Genomic DNA, 19964 nt, shown 5'->3' with positions numbered 1-19964 from the left:
GGAGTGTTAGGAGACCGCTTCTTGCAGGCGGTCCGCCTGCTTGTCCTTGAGCGGACCGATGACGGAGAGCGAAGGACGGTGTCCCAGGACATCGCCCGCCACCGCGCGGACGTCGTCGGGCGTGACCGCCGCGATCCGCTCCAGCATGTCGTCGACCGACATCTGCTCGCCCCAGCACAGCTCACTCTTGCCGATGCGGTTCATCAACGCGCCGGTGTCCTCCAGGCCGAGGACCGTGGAGCCGGAGAGCTGGCCGATGGCACGGCCGATCTCCTCGTCGTCGAGCCCGTCGTTCGCGACGCGGTCGAGCTCGTCGCGGCAGATCTTGAGGACGTCGTGGACCTGGCTGGGCCGGCAGCCCGCGTACACACCGAAGAGTCCGCAGTCGGCGAAGCCCGAGGTGTACGAGTACACGCTGTAGGCCAGCCCGCGCTTCTCCCGTACCTCCTGGAAGAGGCGGGAGGACATGCCTCCGCCGAGCGCCGTGTTGAGGACGCCGAGCGCCCAGCGGCGCTCGTCGGTCCGGGCCAGGCCCGGCATGCCGAGGACCACGTGGGCCTGCTCCGTCTTGCGGTTCAGGAGCTCCACGCGGCCCGCGGTGCGCAGGGTGCGGGAGCCCTCGCGCGGCGCCATCGGGACGGCGTCGGTACGGGAGAGGGCGCCGGCGCGCTCGAACGCCTTGCGGACCTGGCGTACGACCGTGGCGTGGTCGACGTTGCCCGCGGCGGCGACGACCAGGTGCGTGGGGTCGTAGTGCTTCTTGTAGAAGCGGGCGATCTGGCCGCGGTTCAGCCCGTTGACCGTGTCGACCGTGCCGAGGACGGGGCGGCCGAGGGGGGTGTCGCCGAGCATCGTGTGCGCGAACAGGTCGTGCACGCAGTCGCCCGGGTCGTCCTCGGTCATCGCGATCTCTTCGAGGATGACGCCGCGCTCGGCGTCGACGTCCTCGGAGGCGATCAGGGAGCCGGTCAGCATGTCGCAGACGACGTCGATGGCCAGCGGCAGGTCCGTGTCGAGGACCCGCGCGTAGTAGCAGGTGTACTCCTTCGCCGTGAAGGCGTTCATCTCGCCGCCGACCGCGTCGATCGCGGAGGAGATGTCGAGGGCGCTGCGCTTGGCGGTGCCCTTGAAGAGGAGGTGTTCGAGGTAGTGCGTCGCGCCGTTCAGCGCGGGCGTCTCGTCGCGTGATCCGACGTTGGCCCAGATGCCGAAGGTGGCGGAGCGTACGGAGGGCAGGGACTCGGTGACGATCCGGAGACCGCCGGGGAGGATCGTACGGCGGACCGTGCCGATGCCGTTGCTGCCCTTGAGAAGCGTTTGGGTACGGGCGACGGCCCGCGCCTCCGAGGAGGTGCGGGCCGTCGTCACGGAACTACGGGACGTCACTTGGCAGCGTCGTCCTTCTTCTCGTCCTCTTCACCCTCGACGACCGGGATCAGGGAGAGCTTGCCGCGGGAGTCGATCTCCGCGATCTCGACCTGGACCTTGGAGCCGACCGCGAGCACGTCCTCGACGTTCTCCACGCGCTTGCCACCGGCGAGCTTGCGGATCTGCGAGATGTGCAGCAGGCCGTCCTTGCCGGGCATGAGGGAGACGAAGGCACCGAAGGTGGTGGTCTTGACGACCGTACCCAGGTAACGCTCGCCGACCTCCGGCATGGTCGGGTTGGCGATCGCGTTGATCGTGGCGCGCGCGGCCTCGGCCTGCGAGCCCTGCTGGGCACCGATGTAGATGGTGCCGTCGTCCTCGATCGTGATGTCGGCGCCGGTGTCCTCCTGGATCTGGTTGATCATCTTGCCCTTGGGGCCGATGACCTCACCGATCTTGTCCACCGGGATCTTGACGGTGATGATCCGCGGGGCGTTCGGGGACATCTCGTCCGGGACGTCGATGGCCTCGTTCATGACGTCCAGGATGTGCAGACGCGCGTCACGGGCCTGCTTCAGCGCGGCGGCCAGGACCGAGGCGGGGATGCCGTCGAGCTTGGTGTCGAGCTGGAGCGCGGTGACGAAGGTCTTCGTACCGGCGACCTTGAAGTCCATGTCGCCGAAGGCGTCCTCCGCACCGAGGATGTCGGTGAGGGCGACGTAGTGGGTCTTGCCGTCGATCTCCTGCGAGATCAGGCCCATGGCGATACCGGCGACGGCGGCCTTGAGGGGCACACCGGCGTTCAGCAGGGACATGGTCGAGGCGCAGACCGAGCCCATGGACGTCGAGCCGTTGGAGCCCAGCGCCTCGGAGACCTGGCGGATCGCGTAGGGGAACTCCTCGCGCGACGGCAGCACCGGCACGATGGCGCGCTCGGCGAGCGCACCGTGGCCGATCTCGCGGCGCTTGGGCGAGCCCACGCGGCCGGTCTCACCGACGGAGTACGGCGGGAAGTTGTAGTTGTGCATGTAGCGCTTGCGGGTCACCGGGGAAAGGGTGTCCAGCTGCTGCTCCATACGGAGCATGTTGAGGGTGGTGACGCCCAGGATCTGGGTCTCGCCACGCTCGAAGAGCGCCGAGCCGTGCACGCGCGGGATGGCCTCGACCTCGGCGGCCAGCGTACGGATGTCCGTGACGCCGCGGCCGTCGATGCGGACCTTGTCCTTGATGACGCGCTCGCGGACCAGCTTCTTGGTCAGCGCGCGGTAGGCACCGGAGATCTCCTTCTCGCGGCCCTCGAAGGCCGGGAGGAGCTTCTCGCCCGCGATCTCCTTGATGCGGTCCAGCTCCGCCTCGCGCTCCTGCTTGCCGGCGATGGTGAGCGCCTTGGCGAGCTCGGTGCTGACGGCCTTGCTGAGCGCCTCCAGGACGTCGTCCTGGTAGTCGAGGAAGACCGGGAACTCGCCGGTGGGCTTGGCAGCCTTGGCGGCGAGGTCGGACTGGGCCTTGCAGAGCGCCTTGATGAAGGGCTTCGCGGCTTCCAGACCGGCGGCGACGATCTCCTCGGTCGGGGCCTCGGCACCGTCCTGGACGAGCTGGATGGTCTTCTCGGTGGCCTCGGCCTCGACCATCATGATCGCGACGTCGCCGTCCTCGAGGACGCGACCGGCGACGACCATGTCGAAGACGGCGTCCTCGAGCTCGGTGTGCGTCGGGAACGCGACCCACTGGCCCTTGATCAGGGCGACGCGGGTGGCGCCGATCGGGCCGGAGAAGGGCAGGCCCGCCAGGATCGTGGAAGCGGAGGCGGCGTTGATCGCGACCACGTCGTACAGGTGGTCGGGGTTGAGCGCCATGATCGTCTCGACGATCTGGATCTCGTTGCGCAGGCCCTTCTTGAAGGAGGGGCGCAGCGGGCGGTCGATCAGGCGGCAGGTGAGGATCGCGTCCTCGGAGGGGCGGCCCTCCCGGCGGAAGAACGAGCCGGGGATCTTGCCGGCGGCGTACTGCCGCTCCTCGACGTCCACCGTGAGGGGGAAGAAGTCGAGGTTGTCCTTGGGCCTCTTGGAGGCGGTGGTGGCCGACAGCACCATGGTGTCGTCGTCCAGGTACGCAACGGCGGAGCCGGCGGCCTGCTTGGCGAGGCGGCCCGTCTCGAAGCGGATGGTGCGGGTGCCGAAGGTTCCGTTGTCGATAACGGCCTCGGCGTAGTGGGTCTCGTTCTCCACTAGTGATTTCTCCATACTCGTCGTCTTTCGTCCTTCCGCCCGTGTGGCGGGGGGACGGTACGGAGAAGCGCTCCTTGAGTGCGGGCCGGTCTTCGATCGAAGCACCCGGGCGTTGTCCCGGGGGCCACTACCGAGGACCGGCGGAGGCTGGAGGGCGCTCCTCCTCGTTCTGGTGTTGTACGTCCAGGTTACTGAGCTTGACCCCGGTCCCGCACGTACAGCAAAGGGAGCGGCCCCCTAGAAGTGGGAACCGCTCCCTCTCACAGCGTCCTTACTTGGCGCCGCCGGCCGCACCGCGGCGGATGCCGAGGCGGTCGACGAGCGCACGGAAGCGCTGGATGTCCTTCTTGGCAAGGTACTGCAGGAGGCGGCGACGCTGGCCGACCAGGATCAGCAGACCACGACGGGAGTGGTGGTCGTGCTTGTGCGTCTTGAGGTGCTCGGTCAGGTCCGAGATGCGGCGGGAGAGCATGGCAACCTGGACCTCGGGGGAACCGGTGTCGCCCTCCTTCTGCGCGAACTCGGTCATGATCTGCTTCTTCGTAACGGCGTCGAGCGGCACGCGGTACTCCTCTAGGTATTCGATGCGCCCACGAGTGCCCCTGGTCTTGTTCTCAGGGGAGCTTGTGTGACTCGGGAGCGAAGGTCCGATGAGCGCAGCCCCCAGAACGAACCGGGAACGCGTACACAAACGGCCACCAGTCAGAGTACCAGCCGTTCCGGAGCGCTCCGGACGAGTACCTAGCTCGTCATCGCGCGGGCCCGGCTGAAGATGTCCAGGACGGCCAGGCAGAGCGGGACGAGGGAGAGGAGCAGGGCGCTCTCGGTGAGGTCGAGGAGACGGCCCCAGAAGGGGGAGAGCCCCTTGCGCGGAATGATCAGGCCGATCGCGGTGAGCAGGGCCGCACCGCCCGCGACCGCGGCGGAGAGCCAGATCGTACGGATGTCGAGGGAGCCGCGGTCTCCGTAGCGCGCGAGCTCGTACAGCAGGTCGGTCGGCGGGTTGAGGGAGAGGCCGAGGACCAGCAGGGCGATCGCGCCGATTCCGGCGACGAGGACGCAGGCGACCTGCGAGGTGTAGCGGAAGAGGCGGGCGCGCAGCAGCATCGCGAGGCCGGCCGCGAGGGCGAGGATCTGGCCCCAGATGTTGTCGCTGAAGCCGAGCACGGCCGCCGATCCGACGGCCACGGCCGCGCAGCCGCCGACGAGGCCGAGGAGCATCTCGTGGCCGCGGCGGGCCTGGGCGGCGATGCGCTCGGCGTCGACGGGTTCGCCGTCCGCCTCGGGGCCGCTGTTCGCGTCGGCGAAGGTGTCGTCGTAGCCGGCCGGCGTGGTGCGCGGGGAGGCGTATCCGATGGGGAGCCGGGCGAAGCGGGCCGAGAGGCCGGGCAGGAAGGCGACGAGGCCGAGGGCCACCGGGGCGCAGACGGCGGCGGTCTGCGTGGCGGACGCCTCGGTGAGGATCGCGACGAAGGTGGCGAGGGTGCCGACGGTGGCGAGGAAGGTGGCCGCGACGAACGGCGCGTCCCCGCTCGGTGTCAGGGCGACCAGGGCGACCGACGCGACCAGCACGGCGACGCAGCCGAGCAGGAACTGCAGGCGGCCGGGTCCCTGTCCGGCGTCCGGGCCGATGATGCCGGAGCCGGCGATGAGGACGAGCGGGAGTGCGCCGAGGCCGAGGGCGACGGCGGTGGCACGGTCCGCGTAGACCCGGGCGCGTACTCCGGCGAAGGCGGTCAGCAGGAGGCCCGCGGAGCCGGCGATGATGCCGGGCAGGCTGTGCATGTCGTGGCGCAGGGGGTCCGCGAACCAGAGCACGAAGCCCATGAGTACGAGCAGGAGTACGCCGCCGACCAGGCCGGCGCCGCGCAGCAGTTCGTCGCTCCACAGGTGGCGGTCGCGGGTGACGGCCGAGGCGACCGCGTCCGAGACGTCGTCGAAGACGGCGGGCGGCAGCGACTGCGCGAACGGGCGCAGGCTGAGGAGTTCGCCGTCGAGTACCTGCTGGGCCGCCAGCGTGCGGGCGCCGTCGAGGACGGTCCCGTCGCGGCGTACGAGGTGGAAGCCGGTGGGTGTTCCGGCGGCCTGGGTCTGGCCCGTGAGGCGCAGGATCTCCGGGTAGACGTCGGCGACGGCGATGTCTTCCGGAAGGGCGACGTCGATCCGGCTGTCGGGCGCCACGACAGTGACGCGGCAGAAACCCGTCGCTGCGGTCGTACTCACGTGTCTGGTCCCCCTGATTCGCGGTTGCGCACAGTGCGCGCGCCACCCTACCGGGAGGGGGCCAGGTGATCTGCAAGTAGGATCACCGTCGCGCGGAGGGAAGTCCGCGCGAACGCAGCCACGGGGGCGTCGGTGCGGACCAGACCGGCCTTCCGCCCGTCCGTATTGAGGGATTGATGTTCCGGTGAGCCAGATCGTCGTGAAACGACCTCCGCGGTCTCTGCCGCCGGAAGTACCCGCGGACGAGTTGACGTTGGAGGCCCCTCCCGAACTGCCGCGCGGGCAGCAGGAGGGCATGCTGATGCAGATCCTGCCGGTGCTCGGCATGGGTTCCTCGGTGGTGTTCTTCTTCTCGCCGCAGGCACCGCCGTTCATGCGGATCATGGGTGTCCTGATGCTCGTGTCGACCGTCGGAATGGTGGTCGCCCAGCTGGTCCGCCACCGTCGCGGTACGCAGGGGCAAATGGCGGATGTGCGGCGCGACTACCTCAAATACCTTGCGCAGACCCGTCGGACGGTCCGCAGGACCGCCCGCGCGCAGCGTGACGTACAGCTGTATCTGCACCCCGCGCCCGAACAGCTGTGGTCGGTGGTCGCCGAGGGCAGCCGGGTCTGGGAACGGCGCGTGGGCGACAAGGACTTCGCCCATGTGCGGGTGGGGCTCGGCGCGCAGCAGCTGGCGACTCCGCTGATCGCTCCCGAGACCGCTCCGGTGGACGAGCTGGAGCCGATGTGCGCGGGCGCGATGCAGCAGTTCCTCGCCGTGCACGGGTCCCTGGACGGGCTGCCGATGGCCGTCTCGATGCGGGCGTTCTACCACGTGACGGTCTCCGGTCAGCCGGAGGCGGCGCAGTCCACCGCCCGCTCGCTGGTGGCGCAGTTGGTGACGTTGCACTCCCCCGAGGACCTGGTGGTCGCCGTGGTGGCGGCGCCGGGTGCCGTGGCGCGCTGGGACTGGACGAAGTGGCTGCCGCACACGCAGGTGCGCGGGCAGGTCGACGGGGCCGGTACCAAGCGGCTGTTCGGCGACGATCTGGGTGAGCTGGAGCTGTTGCTCGCGAGCCGTCTCGAGGGCCGGCCGCGGTTCGGCCGGGAGAGCCAGCCGGTGCTGGACCAGCCGCACATCGTGGTGGTCCTGGACGGTGGGATGGTGCCGCCGGACTCGCTGTTCGCGGCGGCCGAGGGCCTTCAGGGCGTGACCATCGTCGAGGTGGTGCCGGGCGAGCTGGACGAGCCGCGCGGTGGTCTCTCCGTGGTGGTGCGGCCGGGGATGCTGCGGCTGGAGTCCGGTGCCGGACTGGCGTACGAGGGTGTGCCGGACGGGATCTCGCTGCCTGCCGCCGAGGCGCTGGCCCGGCAGCTGGCGCCGCTCATGATGGGCGGGGGCGACGACGACGAACCGCTGCTCGCCAACCTGGACTTCACGGATCTGCTCAACCTGGGCGACGCGGCCGCGGTCGACGTGGCGCGCACCTGGCGTCCCCGGTCGGTCTCGGAGCGGCTCCGGGTGCCGATCGGTGTCGGCGAGGACGGCCAGCCGGTGATGCTGGACCTCAAGGAGGCCGCGCAGGAGGGCATGGGCCCGCATGGGCTGTGTGTCGGCGCGACGGGCTCCGGCAAGTCGGAGCTGCTGCGGACCCTGGTGCTGGGGCTCGCGGTCACGCACTCCTCGGAGACGCTCAACTTCGTACTCGCCGACTTCAAGGGCGGCGCGACGTTCGCCGGCATGTCGCACATGCCGCACGTGGCCGCGGTGATCACCAACCTCTCGGACGACCTGACGCTGGTCGACCGCATGGGTGACGCGATCCGTGGTGAGCTGCAGCGCCGGCAGGAGCTGCTGCGCTCGGCCGGCAACTACGCCAATATCCACGACTACGAGAAGGCGCGCGCCGCGGGTGCCGCGCTGGAGCCGCTGGCCTCGCTGGTGCTGGTCATCGACGAGTTCTCCGAACTCCTCACGGCCAAGCCCGACTTCATCGACATGTTCATCCAGATCGGCCGGATCGGCCGCTCCCTGGGCGTGCATCTGCTGCTGGCCTCGCAGCGCCTGGAGGAGGGCAAGCTGCGCGGTCTGGACACCTACCTCTCGTACCGGATCGGTCTGCGGACCTTCTCGGCTGCGGAGTCGCGCACGGCGCTGGGTGTGCCGGACGCGTACCACCTGCCCTCGGTGCCGGGTTCCGGCTATCTCAAGTTCGGTACGGACGAGATGACGCGGTTCAAGGCGGCGTACGTGTCGGGGGCGTACCGCACGGGCGGTCCCGATCTCTCGGTGGGGCAGCTGCCGGTCGAGCGGCGGCCCGCGGTGTTCAGTGCCGTTCCGGTGCCGGTCGTGTACGCGGCTCCGGACCCGGCGCAGCTGGCCGCGGCCCGTTCGGAGGCGGACGAGGACGCGCTCGCCGACACGGTGCTGGACGTGATCGTGCGGCGCCTTGAGGGCCAGGGGGTGCCGGCCCACCAGGTGTGGCTGCCCCCGCTGGACCGGGCGCCGACGCTGGACCAGCTGCTGCCGGGTCTCGCGCCGACCGCGGACCGCGGGTTCACGGCGACCGAGTACACCCGGCCCGGCGGTCTGACGGTCCCGCTGGGCCTGATCGACAAGCCCTTCGAGCAGCGGCGTGAGGTGCTGTACCGGGACTTCTCCGGTGCGGCGGGCCACATGATGGTCGTCGGCGGTCCGCAGTCCGGCAAGTCCACGATGATGCGGGCGCTGATCTCGTCGTTCGCGCTCACGCACACCCCGCACGAGGTGCAGTTCTACGGGCTGGACTTCGGTGGCGGCGGGCTCGTCTCGCTGGCGGACCTGCCGCACGTCGGCGGGATGGCCTCGCGGCTGGACCCGGAGCGGGTGCGTCGTACGGTCGCCGAGGTCGCGGGCGTGCTCAACCGGCGCGAGGAGTTCTTCCGGGCGCACTCCATCGACTCCATCGCCACCTACCGGCGCAAGCGCGCCCAGGGCGAGCTGCCCGGCGAGGCGTGGGGCGACGTGTTCCTGGTCATCGACGGCTGGGGCGGCTTCCGGGCCGAGTACGAGATGCTGGAGCAGACCGTCACGGACATCGCCTCGCGCGGTCTCGGTTACGGCATCCACGTGGTCATCACCGCGGCCCGTTACATGGAGGTCCGGGCGGCGCTGAAGGACCAGATCCTGGGCCGGCTCGAACTGCGGCTCGGCGACGTCATGGACTCGGAGTTCGACCGCAAGGTCGCGGTGAACGTGCCGCCGGGGGTGCCGGGCCGCGGGCAGGTGCCGGAGAAGCTGCACTTCATGGGCGCTCTGCCGCGTATCGACTCGGTCAGCGACGCCTCGGACCTCTCCGAGGGCACGGCCGCCTTCGTCGCCACGGTGCGGGCGAACTGGACGGGTCCCGCCGCGCCGGCCGTACGGCTGCTGCCGCGCAAGCTGGCCGCGGACCAGCTGCCCAAGGGCTTCGAGTTCCCGGAGCGGGGCATCGCGATCGGTATCGACGAGACGGCGCTGGAGCCGGTGTTCGTCGACTTCGAGACGGACCCGTTCTTCCTGATCTTCGGCGAGAGCGAGTCCGGCAAGACGAACCTGCTGCGGCTGATCGCCAAGCAGATCGCGGAGCGGTACTCCCCCGACGAGGCGAAGCTCGTCGTCGGGGACTACCGGCGGGCGCTGCTGGGCGCGCTGCCGGAGTCCCACCTGCTGGAGTACGCGCCGATGGCGAGCTCCATGCAGATGCACATGGAGGCACTGGCCGGGGTGTTCGCGCGCCGGCAGCCGCCGACGGATGTGACTCCGCAGCAGCTGCGGGACCGCAGTTGGTGGAGCGGTCCGCAGATCTTCATCATCGTCGACGACTACGACCTGGTGGCGACGAACGCGGGCAACCCGCTGGCCCCGCTGGCGGAGTACCTGCCGTTCGCCCGGGATACCGGCGTCCGCTTCATCATCGCGCGGAACTCCGCGGGGGCGTCGCGGTCGATGTACGAGGGGTTCATGCAGCGCATCAAGGAGCTGGGCGCGCAGGGCGTGGTGCTCTCCGGCGACCCGTCCGAGGGCGACCTGATCGGCTCGGTACGCGGTCACGCGATGCCGCCGGGGCGTGGCTACTTCGCCTCCCGCAGGCGCGGGACTCCGCTGGTGCAGATCGGGCGGCTGCCCGAGCAGCGCTGAGGGCGCCGCGGACGTATCCCGGGCCCGTCCGGTTGCCGGTTCTTCCGGCGGCCGGACGGGCTTGCCGCTTTCGGCCCCCGTGGACAGGGCGGACCCGGGATAATCGGGGTGCGGGCCAGGTACATGGATTGCGGGAGAGGAAGGGCGCCTGATGGGCACTCAGCAGGAGAAGGACGAGCTGTACGCACTGGACATCTCGGGGGTGGAATGGCTGGGTGCGCCCGGCACCGAGCAGGCCGAGGAGCGCGTCGAGATCGCTCATCTGCCGGGCGGGGCCGTGGCGATGCGCTCCTCGCTGGACCCGGAGACCGTGCTGCGGTACACGGAGGCCGAGTGGACCGCCTTCGTACTGGGCGCGCGTGACGGCGAGTTCGACCTGAAGTAGGACGGTTCCGCGCGGGAACGGCGAAGAGGGGCACGCTCCGCCGAGCGTGCCCCTCTCGCGTGTGTACGAACGGGTGGGTCAGTACGACTCGGTGAACAGGCGCGAAGCCTTGACGTCCGTGGAGCGGTAGCTGTCCTTGCCGGTCTCGATGATCTTCGCGACCTGCTCCAGCCGGTCCTTCATGTGATCGGCCTTGCCCTTGTACTTGCCCTGGAGCGTGATGTACTCCGCGTGGGCGTCACCGTCCCAGGTGTCGGTGACGACCTTGAGGGCGGCGTCCATCTCCGCGAGGTCCGTGATGATGTTGCGCGACACCACACGGATGCGGTTCGCCATCTCCTGGACGCTCTCGTACCTGACCTTGGTGTTCGGGTCCCCAGCCATCAGTCTTCTCCTCTGTGCTCAGCGTGTACGTGGAAGGGTGCTGCGGCGGGACTCAGACGCCGTTCAGCCCGGACGTGTTGCCCGAGGACGCCGGTGCCTTCACGGCGTTGAAGGCCGCGCGGACCTCGTCGTCGTTGGCGTTGCTGAGGTTCTTGGTCTGGCTCACGGCGTTGAGGAGCACGTTGAGCAGCCGACGGATCTCGTCGTGGTCCTCGTTGATCACGATCTGCGCGGACGAGAATCCCGAGGCGCCCACACCGGTCCAGCCCGCGCTCACCGTCGCGAGGATGTCGGCCAGCTCCCTGGCCTGCTTGGACACCGCCTCGGCGGTGTCGATGATCTTGTTCTTCGCCTGGACGATCGGATCGTCGGCAAGTCCGAAACCACCTGCGGGGTTGGTCATCCGGAGGTCCTATCTCTCAGTTCCCGGGCCTGTCCGCAGGTCGCGGTCAGGCTTCTTCCTGCCCCCGTGTGCTCCGGATACGGAGTGGGGTAAGTGCGGGGTCCCCGGAGCGCGCTGCGGCATTTCCGTCCGCCCGCGTCGGCCTCGACCACTTCTCGTTCCCCCGTCACACACGTGAAGTCTGCTACCACCCTAGTCACTTCATCATCTCGCCCCAACTGGGGTTTCCGGGGAGAGAGGTACTTCACTGGGCGGCGCTCTCCCGCAAACCGCGCCGCCGCCGGACATCCCGGACGACGGTCGCGGTCCCGGCCACGACGGAGACCAGGACGGCCGCGAGGGCCAGCGCGTAGGTGGCGTAGCGCTCGCTGCGCTCCTGCGGTGTCTCGGACATCGCGAGATGCGCGGGCTCCGGGGCCTGGGCCCTGGGCGGCGGGGTGTCGGGGTGCGCCGCGTCGAGCGGTACGTCGTCCTTGTCGCCGGCCAGCGCGCGGACCGGGTCGACGACGCCCCAGCCGACGAAGTCGTCGTGGCCGGTGATGGACCGCTCGGCCGTCTGCTCGATCCGGGCGACGATCTGGGCGGCCGTCCAGGTGGGGTACTTGGCCTTGAGGAGGGCGGCGACCCCGGCCACGTACGGCGCGGAGAAGCTGGTGCCGTTGTCGGCGCACTGGCCGTTGCCGGGGACGGTGGAGACGATGTCCACGCCGGGGGCGGCGACGCCGACGAACTCCCCGGCCTGGGAGAACTCGGCGCGTTCGTTGTTGCGGTCGGAGGAGGCGACGGCGAGCACGCCGTCGAAGGCTGCCGGGTAGGTGGCCTTCCGCTTTCCGTCCGCGCCGTCGTTGCCCGCGGAGGCGACGACGACGACGTTCCTGGCGAGCGCCCTGGCGACGGCCCTGCCCAGGTCGGACGTGGCGGCCAGCGGCTTCGTGGTGTCCTGGGAGATGTTGATGACGTCGGCGCCCTTGGCGAGCGCGTGGTCGATGGCGGTGGCCATCGTGGTGTCCTTGCCGCTGTTCTTCTCGTCGTTCTGCCGGATCGGGATGATCGTGGCCTCGGGGGCCAGTCCGACGAATCCGGTGCCCTTGCGGGGGCGGGCGGCGATGATGCCGGCAACCTTGGTGCCGTGTCCGACCTCGTCGGTCGTGCCGTCGCCCTTGGCGCTGAGGAGATCACGGCCGGCGGTGGTGTCGACGGCGGTCCTGAGCTGCGGGTTGGCGTTGTCCACACCGGTGTCGATGACCGCGACGCGGACGCCCTTGCCCTTGGAGTCCTGCCAGAGTTCGTCGAGCAGGACCCGCTGGAGCGACCAGGGCCTGCCCTCGAACTGCTTCTTCATCGGGAACGTGCACTCACCGCTGCCGTTGATCCCGAGGCCGCCGGGCTCCTCGGTCCCCGTGGCCGCGTAGGCGGCCTGCGGCGCCGCGAGTGCGGCCAGCGCGGCCGTGGCCGCCGTCAGCAGCGCGGTCTTCCGGTACAACATCTGTTCCTCTCCCCCGAGTTCGTGGTCCCACTGCGAACGAGGCGGTTACGAGCCCTGGGGCTGGCGGGCGCTGTTGGTGTCGAGCCGGGGGCCCTTGGCCAGGAAGTCCGACCACGCGATCGGCACGAGGGAGGGGACGATCTTCTCGTAGCCGAGCCGGATCTGCGCCTGGCTCGGCTCGGGGCGGCCGTCGCCCTGGCCCTGCTGGTCGCCGGTGCCGATGTCGGAGCGCCGGGCGTCGCTGTCGCCGTTCGCCTGGACCGCGTACCGCAGCCCGGTGTCGGTGACCAGGAAGAGCGAGCCGTCGGGGCTGGTCTGGCGGCCCTGGACCTGGGTGTAGAGCAGCCCGCTGCCGGGGGTGACGTAGGTGCTGGTGCCACCGGCGTTGATCGCGGCCGGGTACTCCGTACCGGCCCAGACGCTCAGCGTCGTACGGCCCTTGTCGTCCACCTTGCGCAGCACGCTGCAGATGGTGTCCCTGCTGCCGTCGCCGGACGCCGAGTTGACCTGCTCGGCCTTGTGGGCCGGCCAGCGCGCGCCCTGGCCGGCGAAGGTCTCGCCGTCCGGGACGAAGTCCTGGAGTCCGACGGCGCGCGCCTCGCTGTCCAGGTTCAGGGGCGCGGTCTGCGGGGAGTTGATCAGCAGCCAGGCGGTGAACTCGGAGATCGGCTGAACCCTGCCGTCGAGCACCACGTAGTGCTGGGTGCCGTTGCCGGTCTCGGTCCTGAGCACCATGCCGACCTTGTTCTCCTCGGCGGAGAGCTGGCCCTGGATGCGGGCGGGTGCGCCGACCGTGCCGGGGATCCGCGGGAAGACGACCGGGCTGCCGTCGTGCAGGGTGGCGAGCCAGTCGTCGGTGACGGCCTGCGGGAGGCTGCTGCCGACCAGGGCGTTGGTCAGATGGCCGTTGTCGGTGGCGCTCTCGTCGATGCGGTACTTGGTGCCGCTCGCGTCGACGAGGTAGCGGGCCCTGTCCTGGCCCTGGACGTAGAGCACCTGTCCGCCGGCGAGCTGCTTCCTGCCCTCGGTCAGCTTCAGGTCCCGCTCGGCGAAGACGAACGCCGCCTTCTGCACGGTGTTGCCCTTGCCGCCGGGCTGTTCGCAGACCGCCCAGCGCTTGGGCGTTCCCGCGTCCTTCGGCTCGGGGAGCCGGTCGGGGGCGTACGGGATGCCGAGGATCGGTCCGCGCGGGGGCTTGCCCGCGTCCAGGATGTCGTCGCCGACCTGGACCACGTCGAACTGCTGCGGGGTGAGGAGCAGTCGGGCCGAGGCGAGGTTCAGTACGGGGTGGAGGAGCGTCTTCTTGTTCTTGCCCTCGCCCGTGCTGAGCACCACGTAGCGGGTGGTGGACTTCTTGCCGACGATCACCTTGGTGCCGGGCTTGTCCCAGTCCTTGGGCGCGGTGGGCTTGAACATGCCCCAGGCGCCGAATCCGGCGAGGATCAGCGCGCCGACGATCAGGCTCGGGACGACGGCCCGCAAGGGCCGGGGCGCGCCCTCCTCGGTCCCGGTGGGCGACGGTTGGAGGAATGCCGCCACCGTGCGCTTCTTCGCAAAGGTGTACGCGTTGAGCTCATCCCGCCGTGATGCCATGAGTCTGTCTGTCTCCCGTGTCTCCCCGCGCGGCCCAGGAGCGGACGCATCCCCGCCCCCTGTGCCGGACCCCGGATGCCGGACCCTGGTGCCGGACCGGCCCCCTACTATGCCTGCTGATCGTGAGTGCCCGTGGGCCGGGTAGGGTGATCCAGCCGCCGAAGCCCCGGCGGGGCAGGGGCGATCGGGTGGAGTTGGGCCTTATGAACGGGGGAATGCCGGAATGATGGCTTCCGCAACGCGGACACGTCCGGCCGGGACCACACAGGCGTCCGGGGCTCCCGGATCAGGCGGCCCACGGGCCTCCCGCCGCGGTTCCCGCACCTCACCTCCGGGCGTCCCCGGCTCCGGTGGAGCGGCCTCGCCGCGGCTGAACGGACGGGCCGGACAGTTCGGTTCGTTCCGATTGCAACAACTCGTACTGATCGAAATCGCCGCCGCCCTGCTGGTCGCCGCCTGGGTCGTCGAACCGCTGCTGCTGGTTCCGGCCGGAGTCGCCGCCGCGATCCTGGTCCTGCTCGCCGTCGTCCGCCGGCACCGCCGGTCGCTGCCGGAGTGGCTGAGCACGGTCTTCGCGCTGCGGGCCCGCAGCCGGCGTGCGGCCTCCCTGGTCCTGCCCGCGGGTACGGAGCCCGGCCTGGCGCCCGCCGTCGAGTGCGAGCCCGCCCTGCGCACGTACTCCTTCAGCGACCGCGACCGGCGCCCGGTCGGCATGATCGGCGACGGCACGTTCCTGACGGCGGTCGTCCAGGTCGAGTCGGACGCCACGGCGCTGCGCCCGGACCGCTCGGCGCGGCCGCTGCCCCTGACCCTCGTGCGCGATGTGCTCGACGTCGACGGAATCCGCCTGGAGTCCGCGCAGATCGTGCAGCACACCCAGCCCGCTCCCGCCCCGCACCTGCCGTCGCAGTCGGTCGCCGCGCGCAACTACGCGCCCCTGCAGGCCCAGACGGGTTCGCCGGCGGTGCGGATCACCTGGATCGCGCTCAAGCTGGACCCGGAACTCTGCCCCGAGGCGGTGCAGGCGCGCGGCGGCGGCATCGAAGGGGCGCAGAAGTGCGCGGTGCGGGCCGCCGACCAGCTGGCCAGCCGGCTGACCGGGGCCGGGTTCCGCGCGACGGTGCTCACCGAGCAGGAACTGACCGCCGCGATCGCGACCTCCGCCTGTGTCAGCCCGCTGGCGATGGCGCAGGCCAGCCGGTCGGAGACCCCGGGCCGGCGCACCGAGGAGACCTCGCGCACCTGGCGCTGCGACGACCGGCGCCACACCACGTACTGGGTCGGCCGCTGGCCGCAGTTGGGCGGCGGCGGTGCCTCTATGCCGCAGCTGGTCGCGCTGCTCACCTCGATTCCGGCGCTCGCCACGACGTTCAGCCTGACGCTGGGCCACGGCAACCGCTCGGAGGTCTCGGTCACCGGACACATCCGGATCACGGGCCGCAGCGACGAGGAACTGGTCGCCGCCCGCCATGAGTTGGAGCGCACCGCGCGCGGAGTGAAGACGGCGCTGGTGCGACTGGACCGCGAGCAGCTGCCCGGTGTGCTCGCCACGCTGCCGCTCGGGGGTACCCGCTGATGTCCACACCGTCGAGCACCCGGGCCCGGCTGGGCTTCGGTCTGATCGGTCCGCGCCGCAGCAGGCACGCGGTCTCCTTCGACGAGCTGGAGTCCCTGGCCCTGCCGGTCGGCGACGACGGCACGGTGATCGGGGTCGACGCCGAGGGGCGTCCCGCGGTGCTGGGCATCAACCGGCCCACTCCGTACGAGGTCACGCTGATCGGCGGTCTGTGGACGGCCCAGGTGCTGGCGCTGCGCGCCGCCGCCACGGGTGCCCGCATCGCCGTGGAGACCGGCCGGGCAGCCGCCTGGACGGGGCTGGCCCAGGCGGCGGGCGGCGGGCAGCCGTGCGTCTCGCTGCACGACGTGGGGCGGGTGCCGCCGCAGGGAGCGTCGGCCGGATCCCCGGTCGTCGTGGTGCGGGACTGCGGGATGCGACCGCCGCGCGGACGTGTGGTGGCGGGCCCCTGGCAGTCGGTGGTGACGCTGCTGCCGTATCTGAGCCCGGTGGCTCCGCGCCTGATGGAGAAGTCGGCGCTCGTCGGCATCCAGCGGGTCTCGCCGGACGAGGCCGCGCAGATCGGCCGCATCCTGCATCTGTCGCCCTCCGAGTCGCAGGCGCTGTCCACATTGGCCGACGGCGTCACCCTGTGGTGCGCGGATCGTGACCGGCAGTTCGTGATGACCCAGGCGACCGACTCCGAGACCGGATTGTTGGGCAGCGCACGCCGGATGGACTGAGCGCCCCGCGAGGGGCGCGTTGCGCACGGGAGGCTCCGTGTTCCGTACGCAGATATCCGAATTCGACCGCTTCTGTCCTCACGTTCAGCCGCTCGGCGCCCACTTGGGCGCAGTACGTGTCGTACTGGGACGCTTCTTGCGACGCGGTACGGCCTGCCGTAGTGAGCCCGATGGCGATTAGGGTGGGTGAGGGCGCGCCAGGAGAACCTGTGGACAGGCCACGCGCGTCCCAAGGGGGAGAGCCGGGCGGATCGGACAACGGGAACGGTCGCCCCCACCCACCACGGCACAAGGGTGCTCGACCACACCAGGAGGCAAAGTGAACGGCGATCGGGACGAGATCCGCGGGGGATGGAACACGCCCGTCGACGAGTCGTCCGACGCGGATCCCGCCGAGATGACGGGTGAGTTCACCATCGACTACACCCCTCCCGCCTGGTACACGCAGAACGCGGCGGGGGACTCGTCGGGCGGAGCCGGTTCGCATCTCGCGCCGCCTCCGCCGCCCAACGGGGCGCCGGTCTCCGTGCCGGGGCTGCCGGCCGGCGGCGGCTACGAGCCCAACTGGGCACCGCGCTCCGAACCGGCGGCGCCGGCCTCCCCGGCGGCTTCGGCCGCGGCGGACGAACCCTCATCCGCCCCCGGACCCTCCGTACCGTCCGCCGAGCCCGCCGGTTCCGGCGCGGCGCCGGATCCGTTCGGCGGTGGCGACGTGGAGAGCGGCGCGACCATGCGGTTCTCGCCGGCGGCCCTGAAGCGGGAGATCGCGGAGCGGGAAGCGGCTGCGGGAGCGGAGGCCGCGATCGCGGCCTCGGAGCCGACGCCGGACGCGAGCGCGGCCCCGGGTACGGGCTCCGGCCCGGAGCCGGAAGCGGACGCGGACGCCGACGCCTCGGACGACGGGAAGCATGCGGCTCTTGCCGTCGCCCCGGTGACGGACGGGGCCCCGGGTACGTCCGATGACGGGTCCACGGACGAGCCGGACGCTCCGGACGCCTCCGCGGAGGACTCCGTCCCGGCCGCCGCGGAACCGGCGGCCGACGCGCCGGGAGACGCCGGGCCCGCCGCAGTGGACGCGGTGTCCGCCGACGCTCCGGTGGACGCGGCGCCCCAGGACGTACCGCCCGCCGAAGCGCCCCAGGACGCCGCGCCGTCCCACGCGCCGGTCCCCTGGTCACCCGCACCGCCCGCGCAGGGCGCCCTGCCTCCGCTGCCGCCCGCCTTCCAGCCGGCCGCCCCGCAGCCCGCGGCGCCCCAGCCCGCGTCCCAGTGGCCCGCGCCGGTACCCACGAACGAGGCGCCCGGAGGCTACGGCTTCCCGCACGCGGCGCAGGCACCTCAGCCGCCGCAGGGTCCGGTCCCGGCGGCGCAGCCCGGGGTCCCGGCCCCCCAGGGCGGATACGGATTCCCCCAGGCGCCTCAGCAGCCCCAGCCGCCGCAGGCACCTCAGCCGCCCCAGCAACAGCAGCCGCAGTTCCCGGGCCAGGGCGCACCGCAGCAGCAGGGCGGTTACGGATTCCCGCAGGCACAGGGCGGATACGGGTTCCCGCAGCCGCCCCAGGCTCCGCAGGCCCCCACGCCTCAGCAGCCGCAGCAGCCGCACTTCCCCGCGCAGAGCGCACCGCTGCCCGCGCAGGCCCCGCAGCCGCCGGTCCCGGGAACGCCCAATCTGCCCGCCCCGCTCACGCCCGCCACGCCGCAGCAGCAGCCGGAGCTCTACCAGGCGCCGCAGCATCAGCAGCAGCCGCCCGCCCAGCATCCGCAGCAGCAGGCACCGCAGGGAGCCCCGCAGGGACCCCCCGTGGACCCGCGCACCGGAAACGCCTGGCCGACCCCGGTCACCCACGACCAGCGCGAGCGTTCCGTGCCGGGGGCGCCGCTCGGGTACACGGCAGCCGTGGAGCTCTCCTCGGACCGCCTGGTCCGGGGCAAGCAGAAGGCCAAGAGCAGCCGCACCCCCTCCGCCGCCGCCCGCTTCAAGCTGGGCGGGAAGAAGGAGGAGGTCGAGCGCCAGCGCAAGCTGGACCTGATCCGTACGCCGGTGCTGTCCTGCTACCGGATCGCGGTCATCAGCCTCAAGGGCGGCGTCGGCAAGACCACGACGACGACCGCGCTCGGTTCGACGCTGGCCACCGAGCGGCAGGACAAGATCCTCGCCATCGACGCCAACCCGGACGCCGGCACGCTCGGCCGCCGGGTGCGCCGCGAGACCGGTGCCACCATCCGTGACCTGGTCCAGGCGATCCCGTACCTCAACTCGTACATGGACATCCGCCGCTTCACCTCGCAGGCACCCTCCGGTCTGGAGATCATCGCCAACGACGTGGACCCGGCGGTCTCGACGACGTTCAACGACGAGGACTACCGGCGCGCGATCGACGTGCTCGGCAAGCAGTACCCGATCATCCTGACGGACTCGGGCACCGGCCTGCTGTACAGCGCGATGCGCGGCGTGCTGGACCTCGCCGACCAGCTGATCATCATCTCCACGCCGTCGGTGGACGGTGCGTCGAGTGCCTCGACCACGCTGGACTGGCTGTCGGCCCACGGGTACGCGGACCTGGTGCAGCGTTCCATCACGGTCATCTCCGGCGTCCGCGAGACCGGCAAGATGATCAAGGTCGACGACATCGTGCAGCACTTCGAGACGCGCTGCCGCGGCGTCGTCGTGGTGCCGTTCGACGAGCACCTCTCGGCGGGCGCCGAGGTCGACCTCGACATGATGCGTCCGAAGACCCGCGAGGCGTACTTCAACCTCTCGGCCATGGTCGCGGAGGACTTCGCGCGCGCCCAGCAGCAGCAGGGGCTGTGGACCTCGGACGGCAGCAGCCAGCCGCCGCAGTTCGCTCCGCCGATGCCGGGTCACCAGACGCCGGGTCAGCAGGCGCCGGGCCAGCAGCCCTACGTACCGCAGCAGCAGCCGGGGCAGCCGCAGGCCGGGCAGCCGTACCAGCCCTACCCGCAGCCGCAGCAGCCGCAGCACCCCCAACAGCCGTATCCGCAGCAGCCGTACGGAGGACAGCAGCCCCCGCAGCAGCTGCCTCCCCAGCAGCCGTACCCGCCGCAGCCCGGCCCCGGTGCGCAGCAGAACGGCTGGCAGCAGTCGCTGCCCTCACAGGCCCAGTCCGGCGCGAGCCCGGCCGGCGCTCCCCCGGCGCCCCAACAGCACGACGGCAGGACCGGGGAGTCGGAACTGCAGGGTCCGGTACCGCCCGCGGGATGGCAGCAGCAGCCCCCACCAGCCCCTCAGCAGTAGGGCAGTAGAGGTCTAAACCAATGAGGGCTCGCATCGTTTCCACGATGCGGGCCCTTCTTGCATTCCCGCAGCCCACACGCCGTTTGACCCACCGTTGACGCGGCTCGACCCCCGCTGATAAACCTTCGCTTCACCAGCTGGCGAACCAGAGATCTGCCCGCCTTCTCCATGCGAGTCATGACGCGAGGTCAACGTC

General features: G+C 71.1%; 13 protein-coding genes. 5 read left to right on the top strand and 8 right to left on the bottom strand.

The window, feature by feature from the left end:
* Positions 1-6: 6 nt before the first annotated feature.
* The 4 genes from OG230_RS26280 to eccD form a co-directional block, all read right to left on the bottom strand.
* The gene (locus OG230_RS26280; RefSeq protein WP_328906180.1) at positions 7-1386 is read right to left on the bottom strand and encodes a M16 family metallopeptidase; all 1380 of its coding nucleotides are present in this window, start codon (positions 1384-1386) and stop codon (positions 7-9) included.
* The gene (locus tag OG230_RS26275; protein ID WP_328906179.1) at positions 1383-3596 is read right to left on the bottom strand and encodes a polyribonucleotide nucleotidyltransferase; all 2214 of its coding nucleotides are present in this window, start codon (positions 3594-3596) and stop codon (positions 1383-1385) included. Before OG230_RS26275 ends, OG230_RS26280 begins: the two co-directional genes overlap by 4 nt.
* 271 nt (positions 3597-3867) lie before the next feature.
* On the bottom strand, positions 3868-4158 hold the full coding sequence (rpsO, locus tag OG230_RS26270) for a 30S ribosomal protein S15 (RefSeq protein ID WP_328906178.1): 291 nt from the start codon (positions 4156-4158) through the stop codon (positions 3868-3870).
* Positions 4159-4337: 179 nt separating this feature from the next.
* Positions 4338-5819 carry a type VII secretion integral membrane protein EccD gene (gene eccD / locus OG230_RS26265; protein ID WP_328906177.1) on the bottom strand — a complete coding sequence of 494 codons (1482 nt, stop codon included), beginning with the start codon at positions 5817-5819 and terminating at the stop codon, positions 4338-4340.
* 184 nt (positions 5820-6003) lie between these two features.
* On the opposite strand from eccD, the gene eccCa reads away from it, so the two are divergent.
* On the top strand, positions 6004-9963 hold the full coding sequence (gene eccCa / locus OG230_RS26260) for a type VII secretion protein EccCa (RefSeq protein ID WP_328906176.1): 3960 nt from the start codon (positions 6004-6006) through the stop codon (positions 9961-9963).
* 151 nt (positions 9964-10114) lie between these two features.
* Positions 10115-10348 (top strand): DUF397 domain-containing protein, encoded by a 234-nt coding sequence (locus OG230_RS26255; RefSeq protein WP_328906175.1) that lies wholly within the window; start codon positions 10115-10117, stop codon positions 10346-10348.
* Between the two features lie 78 nt (positions 10349-10426).
* Here OG230_RS26255 and OG230_RS26250 read toward each other — a convergent pair whose 3' ends face one another.
* The 4 genes from OG230_RS26250 to eccB form a co-directional block, all read right to left on the bottom strand.
* Positions 10427-10732 (bottom strand): WXG100 family type VII secretion target, encoded by a 306-nt coding sequence (locus OG230_RS26250; protein WP_328906174.1) that lies wholly within the window; start codon positions 10730-10732, stop codon positions 10427-10429.
* Between the two features lie 52 nt (positions 10733-10784).
* Entirely contained in the window at positions 10785-11135 is a 351-nt protein-coding gene (locus tag OG230_RS26245) for a hypothetical protein (protein ID WP_328906173.1), read from the bottom strand.
* 244 nt (positions 11136-11379) lie between these two features.
* A complete protein-coding gene (mycP, locus tag OG230_RS26240; protein WP_328906172.1) occupies positions 11380-12621 on the bottom strand; it encodes a type VII secretion-associated serine protease mycosin in 1242 nt (413 codons plus the stop codon).
* 45 nt (positions 12622-12666) lie between these two features.
* Positions 12667-14214 (bottom strand): type VII secretion protein EccB, encoded by a 1548-nt coding sequence (gene eccB / locus OG230_RS26235; protein WP_328906171.1) that lies wholly within the window; start codon positions 14212-14214, stop codon positions 12667-12669.
* A gap of 226 nt (positions 14215-14440) precedes the next feature.
* Between eccB and eccE the strand changes: the two genes are divergently transcribed.
* The 3 genes from eccE to OG230_RS26220 all read left to right on the top strand — a co-directional run bounded on the left by eccE (position 14441) and on the right by OG230_RS26220 (position 19768).
* Entirely contained in the window at positions 14441-15790 is a 1350-nt protein-coding gene (eccE, locus tag OG230_RS26230) for a type VII secretion protein EccE (RefSeq protein ID WP_328911541.1), read from the top strand.
* Positions 15790-16512: a hypothetical protein gene (locus OG230_RS26225; protein WP_328906170.1), complete on the top strand. Its 723-nt coding sequence runs from the start codon at positions 15790-15792 to the stop codon at positions 16510-16512. The genes eccE and OG230_RS26225 overlap by 1 nt, the downstream gene beginning before the upstream one ends.
* Before the next feature lie 319 nt (positions 16513-16831).
* Positions 16832-19768 carry an SCO5717 family growth-regulating ATPase gene (locus OG230_RS26220; protein WP_328906169.1) on the top strand — a complete coding sequence of 979 codons (2937 nt, stop codon included), beginning with the start codon at positions 16832-16834 and terminating at the stop codon, positions 19766-19768.
* Positions 19769-19964: the final 196 nt, after the last annotated feature.

This window comes from Streptomyces sp. NBC_00234 (assembly GCF_036195325.1).
Classification (GTDB): Bacteria; Actinomycetota; Actinomycetes; order Streptomycetales; family Streptomycetaceae; genus Streptomyces.
This window is presented reverse-complemented; position numbering and strand designations above follow the sequence as displayed.